At 46.1% G+C, this 19,102-nt stretch carries 9 protein-coding genes; 5 read left to right on the top strand and 4 right to left on the bottom strand.

Features of this window, described 5'->3' with window-relative positions; translation table 11 throughout:
• Nucleotides 1-47: 47 nt before the first annotated feature.
• The gene (locus tag MD588_RS03840) at nucleotides 48-1,454 is read right to left on the bottom strand and encodes an MATE family efflux transporter (protein WP_265695540.1); all 1,407 of its coding nucleotides are present in this window, start codon (nucleotides 1,452-1,454) and stop codon (nucleotides 48-50) included.
• Between the two features lie 129 nt (nucleotides 1,455-1,583).
• On the opposite strand from MD588_RS03840, the gene MD588_RS03835 reads away from it, so the two are divergent.
• From MD588_RS03835 to MD588_RS03820, 4 genes are all read left to right on the top strand, one after another.
• Nucleotides 1,584-2,438 carry a helix-turn-helix transcriptional regulator gene (locus tag MD588_RS03835; protein WP_265695539.1) on the top strand — a complete coding sequence of 285 codons (855 nt, stop codon included), beginning with the start codon at nucleotides 1,584-1,586 and terminating at the stop codon, nucleotides 2,436-2,438.
• Between the two features lie 145 nt (nucleotides 2,439-2,583).
• Nucleotides 2,584-3,045 carry a tellurite resistance TerB family protein gene (locus MD588_RS03830; RefSeq protein ID WP_265695538.1) on the top strand — a complete coding sequence of 154 codons (462 nt, stop codon included), beginning with the start codon at nucleotides 2,584-2,586 and terminating at the stop codon, nucleotides 3,043-3,045.
• Nucleotides 3,046-3,412: 367 nt separating this feature from the next.
• On the top strand, nucleotides 3,413-5,581 hold the full coding sequence (locus MD588_RS03825; RefSeq protein ID WP_265695536.1) for an LruC domain-containing protein: 2,169 nt from the start codon (nucleotides 3,413-3,415) through the stop codon (nucleotides 5,579-5,581).
• A 33-nt stretch (nucleotides 5,582-5,614) separates the two neighbouring features.
• The gene (locus MD588_RS03820) at nucleotides 5,615-6,043 is read left to right on the top strand and encodes a hypothetical protein (RefSeq protein WP_265695535.1); all 429 of its coding nucleotides are present in this window, start codon (nucleotides 5,615-5,617) and stop codon (nucleotides 6,041-6,043) included.
• Nucleotides 6,044-6,165: 122 nt separating this feature from the next.
• Here the strand turns inward: MD588_RS03820 and MD588_RS03815 are convergent, their stop codons facing one another.
• From MD588_RS03815 to MD588_RS03805, 3 genes are all read right to left on the bottom strand, one after another.
• Nucleotides 6,166-8,544, bottom strand: a complete 2,379-nt coding sequence (locus tag MD588_RS03815) for a helicase-related protein (protein ID WP_265695534.1) — start codon at nucleotides 8,542-8,544, stop codon at nucleotides 6,166-6,168.
• 97 nt (nucleotides 8,545-8,641) lie between these two features.
• Nucleotides 8,642-9,100 carry an ATPase gene (locus MD588_RS03810; protein WP_265695533.1) on the bottom strand — a complete coding sequence of 153 codons (459 nt, stop codon included), beginning with the start codon at nucleotides 9,098-9,100 and terminating at the stop codon, nucleotides 8,642-8,644.
• Between the two features lie 12 nt (nucleotides 9,101-9,112).
• Nucleotides 9,113-10,471 (bottom strand): MBL fold metallo-hydrolase, encoded by a 1,359-nt coding sequence (locus MD588_RS03805; protein ID WP_265695532.1) that lies wholly within the window; start codon nucleotides 10,469-10,471, stop codon nucleotides 9,113-9,115.
• A 509-nt stretch (nucleotides 10,472-10,980) separates the two neighbouring features.
• Between MD588_RS03805 and MD588_RS03800 the strand changes: the two genes are divergently transcribed.
• Nucleotides 10,981-18,966 (top strand): thrombospondin type 3 repeat-containing protein, encoded by a 7,986-nt coding sequence (locus MD588_RS03800; protein WP_265695531.1) that lies wholly within the window; start codon nucleotides 10,981-10,983, stop codon nucleotides 18,964-18,966.
• Nucleotides 18,967-19,102: the final 136 nt, after the last annotated feature.

Below are 19,102 nucleotides of genomic sequence, written 5' to 3'. Positions count from 1 at the left end.
ACATCGCAAAGGGAACCTATATTGGTTCCCTTTTATTTTTCAAGCCATCAGGCAGAAACAATACATTCCTCATCATTTCGTTGAGGCTCGTCATTCACGAGATTTGTCAGCCAATGACGTCCTTTAATCCGGTGGGTTGTAAGCAGTACTTTTACCAACTCTTCGCTTAAAATTGCCAACATCACCCAATGTAATGGCCAACCAAGTACAATTCCGGTAAGTACAGCAATTGGTATACCGACCGCCCACTGAGCAAACAAGTCAATAAAAATACTGTAGCGAATGTCGCCTCCACTTCGTAGCACGCCGCTTATACCAACCATATTGTAAACCTTGAGGAATAGGCCAAGAGCCATAATCAATGTTACGTTAATGGCCATGTCTAGGTTCGGCGTATCCGTTTTTGCCAATAAGCTCCCTACCCCATCATGGAACAGCAGAACTGTAATACCGAGTAGTAATGCCATGGATGCACTCAACCCAATAAATAACCAAGACTGATGCCAAGCACGCTGGAAATTCTCGGCCCCCAGCTCGTGCCCAAGAATGGTCGATGCGGCCACAGCAAACCCGATAAAGCCCGAAATCAACATCCCTTCAATAGGAGAGAGCAAACTTATAATCGCCAACTCAGAAACACCTAGCTGACCGATAATGTAGTTATACACCAGTAAGCCCATGGCCCAGCCGCCATCATGAATAATCATGGGTAAGGCAACAGACATATACTTTTTTCGCGCCTTCGGATCAGCCGCAGCATCAACATCTGAAACCTTTGGGAAAATAGCAATATATTTCCAGTAGGCAACGGCAACCAAGAGCACCGTCTGTATACCACGTGAAATTGTAGTGCCCAGCGCCGCACCCGCAACTCCCATTTCAGGAAAACCGTATAACCCAAAAATAAGCAGTGCATTCAAAGCCGCATTGACTAGTACGGCAACCAGTCCAACGATGGTCGGCATTTTGGCTTCGCCAACCGCTCGTAATGCCGACTCCAATGGCACGACGATAGCGGTAAAGATGATACTCCAGCCACACACTAACAGATAGCTGGTTGCATGCTCTACGAACGCCGGTTCATCGGTGACAAAACTCACCAGTGCAGCCGGAGAAAAACGATAAAGCAGTGCAAACGGGATGGTAAAAATCACCGCACATAGCCATGATTGCAGTAGTGTACGTCTAACCCCATCCATTCTTCCTGCACCATAAAACTGCGCAGCCAACACACCAACAGCCCCACTCACACCGACAATCAGCAGCAGGTTGAAAAAGAAGATCCGGTTACCAACACCAACAGCAGCCACCTGGGCTTCGCCGAGCTTGGAAACCATCATGACATCCACTAAGCCCAGGATGGCAAATAGCATGGATTGCATTGATACGGGGATCGCCAAGCGCCAAGTTTTTTGCCAGAAGTCTTTGTCAGCAGAGTTTCGCCAGTTTTGCATATTTGCCTCCTTTATTATTTTTGAATGTGACAGAGATCATACGCTTAAAGACAAAAAACAACTTATGCTAGCCTCTTAAAAACTTTTGCAAAACTATCAATATTAAGTTCAAGGGTTGAATGAACTGTCATGGGATGGCCTGAATATTTTGAAATATCCGATCAATGCCGATCAACGATCGTTGACCAGGCTCAACTCGTCGCGCTGGAAAAGCACCAGATTGTCCAGTGCGGGATAAATTACGCCCGTGACAGTTTCACCATTTATCGTCGTAACCCCAATATGCATATGCTGCTTTTCACTTGTTGTGGCAAAGGATGGCTAGATACCCCATCAAGAAAATGGCAGCTCGTGCCAAACAGCGTGATATATGTTCCTCCAGGTTACGAGAACGGGTTCGGAATCGATATTGAAGATAATGACAGTGAAAGTTGGGATGTCGCTTGGGTTATGCTTGCTTCTGAGGGGGTATGGGAAAACACTCTGCCACACGAGATTACCTACAGTGATACCCGTTGTGCAGACTTGCTCAGGCAAACGATCGACTGCCTGCATCAATCAATGTCGCTTCCCTACCCCGTTGGTCACGAGTTAGGCGAAAATCTGGTTGAACAGATCAGGTTGTTAGTCTCCCATCGCCTGCCAACTTCTTGCCCCACCTCACTTCAGCGGCTAGATAAAGTCTTTGAGCGGGCACAAGAGCAGTTTCACCGAAACTGGCAAGTGTCGGAGCTAGCTGCATTACACCCCTGCTCGGAGGCACATTTTCATCGTTTATGTCAGCAATACTATGGCCATGGTCCTATGGCCCACCTGACTCGCTTACGGATGGAATATGCCGCACGCTTACTGAGTTCAACCGAATGGCCGATCCAGCATATTTGCGAACTCAGCGGCTACCCCAATCCAGCCAACTTTAGTACTCGTTTCAAGAAATGGAGCTCTCTTACACCAAGAGAGTTCCGCCAGCGATTTAAATATTGATGGAAACTAATATCGTAAATCGAGTATTACGGAACAAGTCGAGGTAAATTGAGGTCTCAGTATTAAAGCAATAGCTTCGACCTTGATTTATCGAACGCTAATCCACAATTAGTAAGAATGATGTTGTTTTACCAAGAGGCACTGCATGTTTACACAGTTACGTACTTTATTTAGACAAGTTATGCATGAGGGTACGGATGGCGGTGCGGTTGATACCCCCGCGATAAATCTGGCTATGGCTTCGCTGCTGTGCGAAGTTGCTAATGCAGATCGTACCATTGACCCACGAGAGGAAACGGCAAAAATCCATCTATTAGTTAATTTATTAGAAATCGACCGTGACCAGGCTAAATCCCTGCTGTCACGTGCAATGCAGCAAAGCAATCAGTCTGTGTCCCTGTATGAGTTCACCACCAAACTTCGTAGCCTAGAGCCAGAACAACGCTACCAGCTTATCAAGGCCATGTGGCAGGTCGCGTATGCTGACAATATACTTGACCCACATGAAGAAGCCGTCATTCGCCAAGTTGCCGAGTTAATATATGTCGATCATTCCGAGTTCATTCGAGCAAAATTATCCGTGCAAAAACAGCTAAACCAAAACTAATCAATACCCCCCTCTCCGTCAGGTCAATTAATAACGGCCTCTACAGTCATTAATCATGCTCCTCTTCAAAGAGGAGCGTTATAACCGTGCACATCAATAATTACTCTTGTTTCCGAGGCTTAATACAAACCGCCTTTAATTACTTGGAGGATAGTCCTGCCCAAATTTTTTTCGCTTTCGTTCTCAAATTGCAATAAACAACTATTAATTCAATAACTTTGCAAACTAACCACCTTAACCCATCACATTTAATAATGTATAAGCCACTGAAATTAAAGTAATTATCATAGTATATACATCGCGATGACTATTGGCCTTGTTCTTGTACTGCCCAGTAATATAACTAAGCAGGAAGAGTGGCAGCCATATGAATAGACTTAAGCGCTTAATATTATCTTCGATCGTTTTGTTCTCACCTCTGACCGTCATTGCAGCCTCACCGTTTAATGGCTGCCCAACAGAAGCCTTCCTATTTCAAGGAGAGCCCGCCAATGTCTATGCCGTTGATCTCGCTACAGGTAATTATCATATTGTTAGTACCGACACAGGAGCTGGCGGAGTAATCAATGCCGTTGGGTTTAATGAAACCGACCGCTATATATACGGTTGGAATAAAGCGCCTAAAACCATAACCCGCATCAACCAAGCGTACCAAGTCGAAGATCTAACGGTACAATCAGGCTTACCGGCAAACAAAAGTTTTTTTGTTGGTGACATTTTTGATAATACTTATTACCTGTATTTAAAAGGCTCTGGTATGTTCAAAATCGATTTGAGCCAGGGTGACGATAATCTTGTTGCGACTACCATTATGACGGCATCAGAGGCTACTTTAACGCTCACTGATTTTGCCTTCTATCCAGATACAGGCGAGCTGTTTGCCGTTGAAAATACCAACAATGACCTCTATCTCTTCAGCTTTGACAGCTCAGGCAATGCCAATGCAACTAAAATCGGTTCAACGGGCTTATCCGGTAAGACAACATTCGGTGCTCAGTATTTTGATAAATCCGGATTCATGTATATCAGCAACAATCATGACGGTAAAATTTACCGCCTTGATCTGCGAGATTTAGGAGCAATTGAATCAACAGCAGAATTTTTTGCCAGTGGGCCATCATCAAACAAAAATGACGGAGCCCGTTGCGCCAGCGCCCTTGTCACCTCATCAAATACTGATTTTGGCGATGCTCCCGACAGTTACAAAACATCGCTGGAAGAAAATGGGCCAAGGCACTTTATCGGCCCAAACTTATACTTTGGTGCACAAATTGACAGCGAAAGTATTGCCGCCATCTCTCCGAGTTCAGACGATAATAACGGTAGCCCAGATGATGAAGACGGGATTTCATTCGCTACCGACTTCAAACAGGGTTCTGATGTTCTGATCAATATCACCATCGGCGGAGAAGCGGTTGGATATGTTAGTGGTTGGTTTGACTGGGACGGCGATAACACATTTAATGGTGACAACGAACAAGCGATCACTGACGAGTACCTGTTTCCTGGCTCACACACATTAAAAGTTCGAGTTCCAGAAGATGCCAAGCCGGGTACAACCTGGGCCCGCTTTAGAATCGGGAAAGATGCCGGACTAAACTATTTCGGCGGGATCACATACGGAGAAGTTGAAGACTACCCTGTCACCATAGAGGAGCAAAGCCTCACTCATAATTATTATCCGGGTGAAGGCACTTGGGTTACGCTGGCCTATGAAGACAACTGGCCTGCCAAAGGAGATTACGATTTTAATGATGTCGTCATATTTTACCGTGTCGATACCATATCTAACCAAGCTGGCAATATTATCCGCTATGACATCCACGGTAAGCTTCAAGCCTATGGCGCAAGCTTTGCTAATGGCTTTGCCGTTCAACTAGACAATATTTCTCGCTCTATAGTTGATGCTGATCTTGCTAAACTTGTTGTCAACGACAAGACACTTCATAACACATCCATTATTGAAGAAGGACAAGAATTCGCCGTCGCTTTAATCTCAAATAACCTAAAAAATGAATTTACACCACCGGAATGTTCCGGGAACAGTGGTAAATTCTATCGGGTGTGGCGAGGTTGTACCAAGGATGCCGCAGATCAATTCAGTTTTGTTGCCAGTATTCCATTAACAAGCCCTATTTCAACAGGGCCAGACATGCCACTGAACCCTTTCATCTTTTCACCTGAAGGCCGTTACCATGGTGACAATTTCAGCATGGAATTTCCAGGACGTGCTCTTGAAATTCACCTCAAAGGTGACAGCGTGACCTCCCTCGCTTCAGAGCAATTCTTCTCAACCCAAGAAGATAAATCTATCTACAGTAGCAGCAACTGCCCGGGACCCGACTGTGATAGTTTCCGGGGCGAAAATGGTACCCCGTGGGGGCTTGTTATCGACAGCAACTGGGATCATCCGTCCGAACGCATTGATGTGTTGCAGGCATATCCTGAATTGGCTGAATTTGCCAACTCAGGGGGAAGCCAAAATACCGACTGGCATAAACGTACAAAAGCCGTCATCAGTAAACTTTTCCAGTAAGTCGCTTCTTTCATTGACTCGAAGGAATAGAATATGAAATACCTATTATTTATGTTTATCACGTCATTGGCTCTTTCTGGCTGTGGCGGAGGCAGCTCAGGGGATAATTCAAGTAATGATAGTGGTGACAGCACTACAACCTTTGATCAAATTATTATTCCTGATGGCTTCAATTTAAGAACGTCCTATGCCGTTAACTTAAATATTGACCTCAGTACAACTGACCCAATGTACTTAAGCGTTTATGGTAATCCCACCGTTACCCTCAATGGAGACATTATTGCTGATACCAGCAGTCGCATTATTGCCGGTGAACTCAACAATGGACAATTTAATGGGAAGTTTACGGCTACATCAGGATTATCTAGCATCCTTGTTGAGGCTTGGCATTTCGACGGCACGCATCTTCCTTTCCGAAAAATCATTAAATTACCACAAGAGAATATTGTGATTCAGAATTAGCAAGATGATCGACCAAGATTCTCTAAATTACGCTCATAAAAAGCGACCAATACTCTGTAAAAACAATTGCTCGCTTTTTTATACTCAAAGTGTGGATTTAAAAATACAGTCGCTTGGATATATCACTTAATATCAATCGTCCGGCTTGCTTTTCGGTACTGTATTTTCCAGCCCTGCCAACGCGGTAGTTCCCAGCGTTTTGGATCCGCTTTGCGTTTACCACTATGGTGCACGGCGGTCACCAACTTGCGCTTAATATGGTATTCAATGCGCATGGTAAGGTCGGTCAGTACTACCTGATAAGGAAACGCCAAATCAAAATCTTCGCGCTCCCAGCTCGGTATACCGTCAAATACAAAATCTTCGGCGGTAAACAGCTCAAGATCCTCTGCCGATTCAACGCCTAAAGCATCCAATTGTTCACTGAGCCAATCAGACATTTCTACTGTATGTTCAACTAGAGAACACACCTCAGGTTGATATCGCCCCAATGCTAGATACAAATTCCACTGGTGGATATCCGCAGACAGTTTATCAGCCAGTCCGGGCAAGACAGTCCCTTGCATGATCATCGAAACCAACGTATCTCGTGCAGATTCACCATGAGGCTTCATCCATTGCGAATGGATCACTCGCCCGGCATAGACTCTCTGGGTTTCAACCATGCAACCTTGGTCCGTAACCTGAGTTTGTCCCATGGCTTCTTCACCAAAACCTAACACCACGAGTTGCTCTAACTTAATCGATGACACACAGGTTGCCAATACGAGATTCTGTTTCACGCCCTTGCCCGGCAACGCAAACTGATCAAACACAATCGCGGCTTCTGCATCATCGGTATAACGGCTATCCCGACCGATACTAACCTCACAAAAACCATTCCCCAGAGCCTGGCGACGCTTTTCCCTTCGGACGAACACCAATTCCGGCGCGGCTTTCATTACCGCCTCCAACCACGGCTCACGACGCACAGATGTTGCAACTTCAAGCTGGGGCAAAGTTAATGCTTCACGTATCTGTTCTGAAAGTTGTCGCGCCTCTTTTAATACCAAAGGATCAACGTTCAGGCATTCTGGCGTAGGCTCACGAAGTAACTTAATAAGTGTCATGGCATCACAGGAAACTGGTTGCCACTTGGTCAGTTGCTCGCGCTTTTCTTCATTGCTTGGCAACTGCCAAAGTCGTTGCGGAACACTCAGGGCAGCAGATAAATCCACCATGGCTTCCTGACTCGCCTTATCTGGCATCACCGTGATTAAATGGGCAAACAAGGTGTCTATCGGTAGCGGATACAACAGACGACCATGCTCGGTTACTGTCCCACGCTCATCTATCGCCCGCATTTGCCTGAGTTTGTCTTTGGCTTGGTCTACCGTTTGTGATGGTAGATCATCGATAAAGTCCAACTCTTCGAACGTATAGCCACAGCAGGCCGCCGCGAGCATCGGTTCAACCAGCTCTTCACGATGCAATTCCGGAGGGGTCAGCAGTTCAAGCGGTGCTGCTTTACCATATAAACGAATACAGTTGCCTTCGCTCACACGACCGGCTCGCCCCTTACGTTGCTCGGCACTGGCTCTCGATATTGCATGAAGCCCCAGCACAGTCCGACCGTTACGCTGATGTGTTCGGCGTTCAAGGCCGGTATCAACAATCAAAGTAACGCCGGGAATGGTTAAAGATGTTTCCGCCACATTCGTAGCCAGGATAATTCGTTGCTTATTGCTTTCGGTTAACGCTCGATGCCTTTCATCATCCGATACCGAGGCATGCAGCGGAATAACATCCATTAAATCCAAAGTAATCTGTTCATTGAATACCTGTTTTAACTGGGATTCACATTGCGAGATTTCTTTTCGGCCCGGCAAGAATACCAAAATATCCTGATGCTGCTGATAAGCCGTTAGAATTGCGTTACGAATTTTAGTTTCAAGGCCACGAATGTCCGGCATGTTGCGACTATCGCTAGCAGAGTGTGAGACATCAACAGAAAACGTTCTCCCCTCGGATTGCAGTCTATAAGCGCCGAGATAGTCTGATAACCGCTGGCCATCCATTGTTGCTGAGGTCGCCACCAGCCGGTGCTTATTGAGCTTCATAAGCAACGCCAGCAACAAATCTGTATCCCAACGCCGCTCATGAAATTCATCGATAATCACAGTATCAAATGTGGCAAGCTGATCTTCGCTCAACCAACGCAAGGCGACCCCGGGCGTGACAAAGATAATGCGGCTATGTTCATTAAACTGGTTATCAAACCGTATCGCGTATCCAATTCCTTCGCCGAGTTGCTCGCCCGCCTGTTCGGCGACGTACTCTGCCAACGATGTACATGCCACACGCCTTGGTTCGATAACCAGCACCCTTCCCTTTTCCGCCGCCCACACCGGCAAACGAGTCGATTTACCCGAACCGGTCTCGGCTTCAACAACCAAGTGCTGATGTGCTAACTGAGAAAGAAATGTTTCTTTGAGGGAGTCAATGGGTAAGGTCTGTGGCATTTACGACTTCTGCTGTTAAATCCAATTCTTTTCGTATTTTGTCAGCAAATTACGCGAATGTCATCGGTCCTGTTTGCCCAATGGCTTTACCTTCAAGTTACAGATCCTCTAAACGGTTTGCACTCGTCACCATTCGCATTGCTTCGTGCTTTTCTAGTTCGGAAAGTTGGCTTAACAACTCCCGTCCAGATTCAGACTCGGCCCTGCTTTGCAAATAGCGATACAGCTCAATCACCTGCTGGTTCAACGTAGTAATTTCAGTTATTATCTCCGTTGTACTCAACTCTGAGTATGGACACTCGCATTGCTGGTGACGAATAACGGGATGTTTATCAAAATATTCATAACACCAGGTATTTAAAGCACTTTCTTCTGCAGTCTTCTCAAATTCTTCAAGTACAGTAACTAACTTTTGCTCATGCTCACCAAGATACTTGAGTAACATTTTTGCCCGTTCACTCTCATTTTGATCAACACTGTCTTGTAAACAGTCAGCCAGGCATTGGTGGTATTCACGTGTCCAGCGCAGAACATCTCTTAATGTTTCGATTTGCATACGTATCCCCTTCTATACCGTATAGATCTGTTGATAACCCGCGATATCGACATCAAAATTAGTCGTACAGCGTAAATGGTCTCGCATCCCTTCCAGCGCATCCGGGTCACCATGAATCAGTTGAATTGGCATACCTTTGTGCAACGAGGATTGCTGCAGCCATTGCTCAATATCAATATAATCCCCGTGACCGGACAGCCCATGCATCACTTCTAACCGAGCATTATTGGTAACCCATTTTCCATGAATCTTAACGACCTCCGCACCCTCTAACATTTTGGCACCCCGCGTTCCCCCTGCCTGATAACCCGTCAGTAATACTGTTGTTCGATGATCTGGCAGTAACCGCTTCATGTGATGCAAGATCCTGCCACCAGTGACCATACCACTGCCGGCAATAATGATATGAGGAGATCGCATTTCCGTTAATGCTTTCGATTCCTCAACACTACGGATATAAATTGCTGTATTACACATAGAATAGCATTGTGCATGGGTTAATCGATGTTCATTAGCGTAACGACGATAAATATCAGAGACATCTATCGCCATCGGACTATCAAGATAAATAGGTAGTTGGGGGATGCGCTTGGCCTTAAGCAGAACAGCAAGCATGTATTGCAGGGTCTGCGAACGCCCCACGGCAAAACACGGGATCAGTAATGTTCCACCAGCATTTGCAGTATTGTTCACGACATCGCTCAACTGCTGAAATGGATCGGTTTTATCATGACGGCGATTGCCGTAGGTAGATTCAAGTAACAGTAAATCAAGTTCCGGCAGAGGCTTTGGTGGCCTCATAAGCACATCGTCTGGCCGACCGACATCACCGGAAAATCCTATCTTTTTACCCTCGGCTTCAATAATAATACTGGCCGCACCAAGAATATGTCCGGCGTTTTGCAGGGTTACCTTAATATCTCCGACGGAAAAACATTCGTCATATTCTACCGTTTCAAATAGCCCCATGGATTTATCCGCCATGGCGCGGGTATAGAGCGGCTCTGGTCGCTCATGCTTACTCAGTTTATGTTTACTGTAAAAATTGGCATCTTCCTCCTGAAGGTGGCCGCTATCGGCCAGTAAAATGGCACAGAGTTCTTTCGTCGCACGATGGGTGATCACCGGCCCACGGTAGCCTTGCTTGTACAGAACAGGGATATAGCCAGAATGATCCAGGTGGGCATGGGTAAGAAGAATCGCATCCAACTTATGAACATCAACAAGCAACAAAGGCTGCCAATTGCGCCTCCTGAGCCATTTATATCCCTGATATAACCCGCAATCCACCAGCACTCGAGTGGTGTTTGTTTCTACCAGGAATTTGGAGCCCGTTACCGTTTCACTACCACCCAGAAACGCAATTTTCATGACGTATTCTCTGTATCAAATGACGAGAATTCATAAATATATAGTAGTGGTGGGTGGTGAAAATGCACTTGATGCACTCAAAGACTTTTTGTTTTATTTCAGTCTACCTATCGCACAAAGACTAATAAGAACAGATTACGGCACAACATTGTGCACGGAAATTTTTAAATAGATGATCTGATTACACATATTTAAGTTGCTGCCAAAATTTAACTAGCACCGCTACCCGATATAATTAATTAGCCCTCACCAAAACGTCAATAATATGACCCCTTCGCCGTATTTTTGGCGCACAGATTTCTTTAAATTGCAAGTTTATTTTCCCTACATTGGCCGTTCTACATCACAAATGCAAACTAAACAGCCCAAACTGACAGTTTACATAGTAGATACATTGCTACAATTCATTCTCAGTGTTGATAAGTGACACAATATTAATAACCTCCAGTGTTCAATTGGGCCTGGATTTCAATTTAGATACCAAAGTTTTCGTCAAAGAGAGAGTGACAATGAAAAAAAGCCGGATTGCTATAGCTCTGGGATTTGCAAGCACATCCTTGCTTGTAGGATGTGATGGAGGTTCATCTTCTGACACACCTTCTGATACATCTACAATTACATCTTCAGTTACACCTGATACCCCTAGTATTCAAACAACCTATTCAGTTAAAGCAATCGATGGCTATTTAAGAAATGCGACCGTCTGGTTGGACCTAGATGGTGACTACCAGCTAGATAACAACGAACCACAAGCAACTTCCGGTGAAGGTGGTGTTGCAAACCTGAACGTGGAAGGTATCGACGACCCAAGTAAATATAACGTCGTGGTCCAGGCAACAACGGATACCGTCGACGAAGATACTATCACAGAAGCAGATCCGGACGGTGAAGCTGTCACGGCCCCTTATATGATGTCGGCGCCAGCCGGTACACAAACAGTCACTCCTCTGACAACAAAAGTTCACCTCGTATTAGAAAAGAAAAAAGCAGAACTCTCTTCCTCTTCTACAACTGAACTAACAGAAGAAGAAGTAGAAGCTCTGAAAGCAGCTGCAATCAATGAAGTTGCGGGTGAAAACCTTGACCCAGAATTAATTATGGGCGATTACATTGAAATCAAAGAAACCAGCACTGACTCGGAAAGTGTTTCGGACGCAGCCCGCCTCGCCTATGAAGCCAAAGTACTGGTTGAATCCCAGCAGTTACCAGAAACCCCTGAAGAACTAGATCAGGCGATTGAAGAAATTCAAGCCGATCCTACAACTTCGAGCCTGCTTAATCAGCTGGATGCTGTCAGTGAGCAAACACAAAAAGCTATCGAAACTATCGCCAAGGAAGCAACCTCAGATGAGGCTGCACAAAATATTGACTTTGATACTTTGGAGCTACCTGATTTTGTTAGTGAAGAGAATGTCAACAATCTCACTGACGATCCGGATAATGATGGAATTGCCACCGCATTTGATGCCTTCCCGAATAATAGTAACGAATGGCTAGATACCGATGGTGACGGTATCGGTAACAACAAAGATACCGACGACGATGGTGACGGTATCTTGGATGCAGAAGATGACCTGCCGCTTAACGAGAAAGAAACGGTCGATACTGATAACGACGGCCTGGGTAACAATGCCGATACCGATGACGATAATGATGGCGTTGCCGACACGCATGACGCTTTCCCGCTTGATGAAAATGAGTTCCGGGATTCAGACCGCGATGGTACTGGCGATAACGCCGATACTGATGATGATAATGACAATATCTTAGATGTCGATGACCCGTTCCCGTTTAACCCAGATGAATCTGCGGACTCAGATAATGACGGCATTGGTGATGCAACAGATACCGATGATGATAACGATGGTATTGAAGATGCCAATGACGCATTCCCGTTTGATTATCATGAGTCTGTCGATTCTGATAAAGATGGTATTGGTAACAACGAAGATACCGATGACGATAACGATAAAGTACTAGATACTGACGACGCCTTCCCGCTTGATCCTACAGAATCAGTAGATACTGATAACGATGGTATTGGTAATAATACCGATACTGACGATGATAACGATGGTGTTATTGACCTGCGTGACTACTTCCCGTTAGATGACACTAAATATTCAAACGGTGACTACGATGGTGACGGCGTATCAGATATTGAAGACGTATTCCCATCGAACCCTAACGAGCAGTATGACTCTGATCAGGATGGTATTGGTGATAATAAAGATACCGATGATGATAACGATGGCGTACTTGATACCGCCGACGCACTACCATTTAACCCGAATGAATTCGTAGATAGTGATCAGGATGGCATCGGTGACAATGCCGATAACGATGACGACAACGATGGTGTTGCCGATGCGGATGATGCTTTCCCGCTAGATGCTGCTGAATCAAGCGATTCGGACCGCGATGGTACCGGTGATATTGCCGATACCGACGACGATAATGACGGCATCTTAGATGCCGATGACCCGTTCCCGTTTAACCCGGATGAATCTGCTGACTTTGATAATGACGGCATTGGTGATGCAACAGATACCGACGATGATAACGACGGTGTCGAAGACGCCAATGACGCATTCCCATTCAACGCTGAGGAATCCGTTGATACCGATAAAGACGGTATTGGTAACAATGAAGATACCGATGATGATAACGACAGCATTCCTGATACAGAAGATGCATTCTCGTTAGATCCGAACGAATATATTGATACCGATGGGGATGGTATTGGTAACCGTTCAGATACAGACGACGATGGTGATGGCGTTAACGATCTACTCGACTTCTTCCCACTAGATAGCGATAAGTCTTCCTATGACCATGATACCGATGGTGATGGAATACCAGATTTTGAAGACGAATTCCCTCAGGATGCTACAGAATCTGCAGATGCCGATCAGGACGGTATAGGTAACAATGCTGATACCGACGATGACAATGACGGCGTACTGGATAACGCTGATGCGTTCCCATTCAACCCGAATGAAACAGCAGATACCGATGGCGATAACATCGGTGACAACGCCGACACGGATGCGAATGGTAATGGAATCGAGGATGCGCTTGAAGCAGCAGCAATTCAGTTTGTTCGTGATGCGAACTCTCTGTATGAGATGCATTCAAACGACTACCACGATACCAGCGGTGTTGAGCACGAAAAACTGTATGTCAGCTCAATACAGATCAGTGACAATGTAGGGGTAACTCAGCCTCCTCAAGAAGTTAACGCTGATGGTAGTCTTTCAGATGTTTCAGAAGAAAACGAAGATCTGATCCTGACCTCTGAAGGTTGGGTGCAAGTAACAAGCTATACCTTGGATGCGAGTACTGACACGCCAGTGGCATATCCGACAAATGCACCGACAAGCACGCTTGGCCTTACACTGGAACTAGTTGACCTTGAAGGACAAGCTATTTCTGAAATGACAGTACCATTCTGGTCTGAATTCAAGTCAGCTACAGCTCAATTCCCACCGGGTTCTCAGGCAGTGAAATTCACCCCGGAAGCCAATCAGGATATCTATTCGCTGTGGACGAATTCCGAAGTGCATGTCAACACAGACCAGGAACCGTACCATGCACCTGCAACAACACTGGAACAGCTGATTTCTGAATCCGCTGTCGACGTTTCCACGGGTACAACATATCCGAATCTTGTGTACTTCGGTTGGGATATGGGAGTTGAGCTGGTTGAAGATGGTAGCGCAAACTACTACAAAACTGGCCATGAACTCGTAAAAGTAGGTTCTGGCACCTGGACTCGCTCTACGATCTCAGGCGTAGATATCCTGCAATTTACTGTACCGGGTACCGTGATTACAGCCTACGGTGAGAAGTGGGATCAGGACTCCCCTGCTCTGCTCGCCAGTGTTTACGATGACGGAAACGGCAGTTATGTTCGTATGGGTTCAATCGAGCAACAGGGAACAAGCTTTGACGAAGTTATCTACCTGTTTAACGAAACAGCGAAAACTGCGATTCTTGAACAAGTGGATATCACACCAGCTGATACTGACGGTGACGGTGTAATTGATGCCGAGGATAAATTCCCAACAGATCCTTCTGAGTCTGTAGATACTGACGGAGACGGTATCGGTAACAATGCAGATTCAGACGACGATGGCGATGGTGTTGAAGATGAAGTGGATGCGTTCCCACTCGATGCGACTGAATCTTTAGACTCTGACGGTGACGGCATTGGTAACAACGCCGATCCGGACGACAACAACAACGGTATCGACGATGTTGATGAAACAACACCAACCACCTCTGACGCTATTGCGTTTATTCGTGACGCAAGTTCGCTCTATATCCTAGAGGCTGATGATGAGTATGACGATTCAACAAATACACGTCAGGAATTCCTGTACGTTGAACCAATTCTGATCAGTGACAACAAAGGGGTTACTCAACCTCCGCAGCGGGTTAACACAGATGGAACTTTAACAACAGTTACTGAAGCAGACAACCATGATGCGATTTTGACCAGCTCAGGTTGGACAACAAGCAACAGTTACACGATTGACGTAACCACAGATAATGCTGTGGCATACCCAACCAATATTCCTGCGAGCCAACTGAATCTGTCTCTGGAACTGGTTGACCTTGCCGGCCAGGTTATTTCATCAAGCACGGTTCCATTCTGGAGCGCTTACAAGTCGATGGGCACTCAGTTCCCACCGGGCTCACAGGCCGTGAAGTTTACGCCATCAGCGGCTCAGGATATCTATTCCCTATGGATAGATTCTGAGGTACATGTGAGCATAGATGTTGAACCATATCATGCTCCGGCAACAACACTGGAACAGCTGATTTCTGAATCCGCTGTCGACGTTTCCACCGAGGCAGCATATCCAAACCTTGTGTACTTCGGCTGGGATATGGGAGTTGAGCTGGTTGAGGATGGTAGCGCAAACTACTACAAAACTGGCCATGAGCTCGTAAAAATAGGTTCTGGCACCTGGACTCGCTCTACGATCTCCGGTGAAGATATCCTGCAATTCACCGTACCGGATACCGTGATTACAGCCTACGGTGAGAAGTGGGATGAAGACTCTCCTGCTCTGTTCGCCAGTGTTTACGATGACGGAAACGGCAGTTATGTACGTATGGGGGCAATCGAGCAGCAGGGAACAAGCTTTGATGAAGAAATCTACCTGTTTAACGAAACAGCAAAAAACGCCATTCTTGAACAAGTTATTGTAAAAGAAAAGGATACAGACAACGACGGCGTTATTGACAGTGAAGATGCATTCCCACTAGACGGTTCCGAAACCATTGATACAGATAACGATGGTATCGGTAACAATGCAGATTCAGACGACGATGGCGATGGTGTTGAAGATGATGTAGATGCATTCCCACTCGATGCAACTGAATCTTTAGACTCTGACGGTGACGGCATTGGCAACAACGCCGATCCGGACGACAACAACAACGGTATCGACGATGTTGATGAAACAACCCCAACCCCATCTGACGCTATCGCATTTATTCGTGACGCTGGTTCACTCTATATACTGGATGCCGACGATGAGTACAACGATTCGACAAATACGCATCAGGAGTATTTGTACGTTGAGCCAATTCTGATCAGCGAAAACAAAGGGGTAACTCAAACTCCGCAACTGGTTAACACAGATGGGACCTTAACAGCGGTCACTGATGAATACGCCCATGATGCGATTTTGACCAGCTCAGGCTGGACAACAAGCAACAGTTACACGATTGACGTAACCACAGATAATGCAGTGGCATACCCAACCAATATTCCTGCGAGCCAGCTGAACCTGTCTCTGGAACTGGTTGACCTTGCCGGCCAGGTTATTTCGCCAAGCACAGTTCCGTTCTGGGACGAGTACAAGTCTACGGATGCTCAGTTCCCACCAGGTTCACAGGCCGTGAAGTTTACGCCATCAGCGGCTCAGGATATCTATTCCCTATGGATAGATTCCGAGGTACACGTAAACACCGATGTTGAGCCATACCATGCGCCGGCTACCACACTGGATCAGCTTATTTCGGCAACCGCTGTCGACGTTTCCACAGGTACAACATATCCGAATCTTGTGTACTTCGGTTGGGATATGGGGGTTGAGCTGGTTGAAGATGGTAGCGCAAACTACTACAAAACTGGCCATGAACTTGTAAAAGTAGGTTCTGGCACCTGGACTCGCTCTACGATCTCCGGCGAAGATATCCTGCAGTTCACGGTACCGGGTGCTGTGATTACAGCCTACGGTGAGAAATGGAATGAAGATTCCCCTGCTCTGTTCGCCAGTGTTTACGAAGACGGAAACGGCAGCTATGTTCGTATGGGCTCAATCGAACAACAGGGTACAAGCTTTGATGAAGAAATCTATCTGTTTAACGAAACAGCAAAAACCGCAATCTTTGAACAGGTTGATGTTAGCGTAACAGACCCTAAAGATGATGGAGATTCAACGGATAACGGAGATACCTCCGATGGTACAGATTCAGGTTCGGGTGATTCTTCTGGCGGCTCAGACTCCGGTCATGATGGTTCCAATGATGGCTCAAGCGATGGTAACAACTCAGACGATCACGGTGAGAAAAATGCGATCGCAGACGGTGTAGGAACAACGGCGGATGCTACCAACGATGACATCGTTCAGTTTGTTGGTGCCACCAGCGGTCTTCACGAGTTCGATGAGGAAGGTGAAAACGGAATGGATCTTCTGACCGTTGACACCTTTGCGGTCAATGGTGACCTCGCTATTTCTGAAGGCTTCAAAGTTGTGCTGCCTGACGGCGCTCTGGGTGGTGTGATCGATGACGAAGATCAGATGATCTTGGTGGGCTCAAGCTGGGTAACACCAACTGGCTACACACTAGACCTTTCAGGTAGTACTGCTATCGCTTATCCAACCGGATACAGTGAAATGGTTTACTCCCTGGGTACGCCGATGATCACCACCCTAGACGGTGAGACTATCAATGCGACTAACCTGCCGTTCTGGTCGTCTTATAAAACGGGTACAGCACAGTTCCCGATGGACTCCAAAGCCCTACAGTTTACGCCTGTAGCCACACAGGATATCTACTCACTCTGGACTGATTCTGATGTCCATATGAAAGTAGTGGAAACAACCTCTTCTGGCCCTTACCATGTTGAGGCGAATACGCTGGTTGACCTGACATCAGCGTCAGCAGCAACCGACCCTAACCTGGCGAAGATTGTTTACCTTGGCTGGAATGTTGGCGTCGAGCTGGTTGAAGGCGGGACAGCGAGCTTCTATAAAACAAACGAATCGACCTATGAAACGTCCAAAGTCGGCGAAACAACCTGGAGCAGCAGTGAGCTAGGTGGTAAGACTATCTACCAGCTCACTGTCACCGACGAAGCGCTTACAGCATTCGCAGATTATTGGCACGATGCCCCGGCTACCATTCTGTTTGCAGAAAATGACGGTAGGGTTATCCGCGGTACGATAGAACTTGCTAACCAATCTAACGATTATCAAGTAACGTTCTTCAACGATACGGCGTACCAAGCAATCTTGAATGAAGTTGATGTCAGCTGTGAGTTTTCTTACACCGAAGGTGACAGCGCTGATGAGTTCTTCGAGAAGGTAGCCCTGTATCAGGCGTGTTCTGACACAACACTACCAGCTATCTCTGAGGCATCCATTGCAGGAGTGGCCCTCAACCGCTTTAACAGCGAAGGCCTGTACCGCCGCATGTTCTTCTTCGATGACGGCACAATGCTGAGTAAGAAGAAGAAATTCGACGAATTTGGTAACAAGTACACTGATAAAGTTCGCAGAGACTGGAGCATTAAGTCTCAGGATGGCATCGACTATATTGAGACTACGTTTGCCGGTACGACTGAGCTGAATGCCATTCATGTACTGCTAAACGAAAAAGGTGATGAAAAGACGTTCGCAGTCTACTACCCTGAAGCTCATTCGGCTGATGGTCACTATGAAAGCAGTGAAACTGACCGAGTCACTTACATCGATACAACCTATGTAGGTAACTTAGTGGAGTGCGTAGATGACACCAACGACGTATGGTGGGAAAACAGCAGTGACGTTAACTACAAGACGAAAGCTGACTATGACGCTCTCACAGAATCGTGCCGCACAGATTCAGATGTAACAGCGACCTATAACGATGCTGTATTGGCTGATACTAGCTGGGTGCTTGGTTATATTGATGACCAGACAAACACAGCTGGAACCCATACAGTGAAGGCCTACATTGCCAACGACGAAGTCACTATGAATGCCGATAATACGGGTTATGGTTATAGTCTTAAATATGCCGATGAAACCTTTACGTTTGGATGGAATATCAACAGCGCTGGTCAGCTGGTAATTACGCCAGATGGTGAGGCCGCTCAGGAGATTAATACTATCACTGGGATCGAAGGTAACTATTACACCCAGAAAGCTTATTGGCAGCAGGACAATGGCGGTGAAGGTGAAATTTACACCTCAACTATCATGAAAAAGTAGGCCATCATTTAGTTAGTGATTAAATCCGATACTAAATAATATAAAAAAGCCCTGGTAATTTAATCCAGGGCTTTTTATTTCTATCCAGGTTAACGACAGAGAAGCATAGTAGTTTTTACCAACCTTTTCTTATTAC

The sequence above is a fragment of the Photobacterium obscurum genome (genome assembly GCF_026191635.1).
GTDB classification, from domain to species: Bacteria; Pseudomonadota; Gammaproteobacteria; order Enterobacterales; family Vibrionaceae; genus Photobacterium; species Photobacterium obscurum.
The sequence above is the reverse complement of the archived record's forward strand: the minus strand, read 5'-3'. Positions and strand labels throughout refer to the sequence as shown.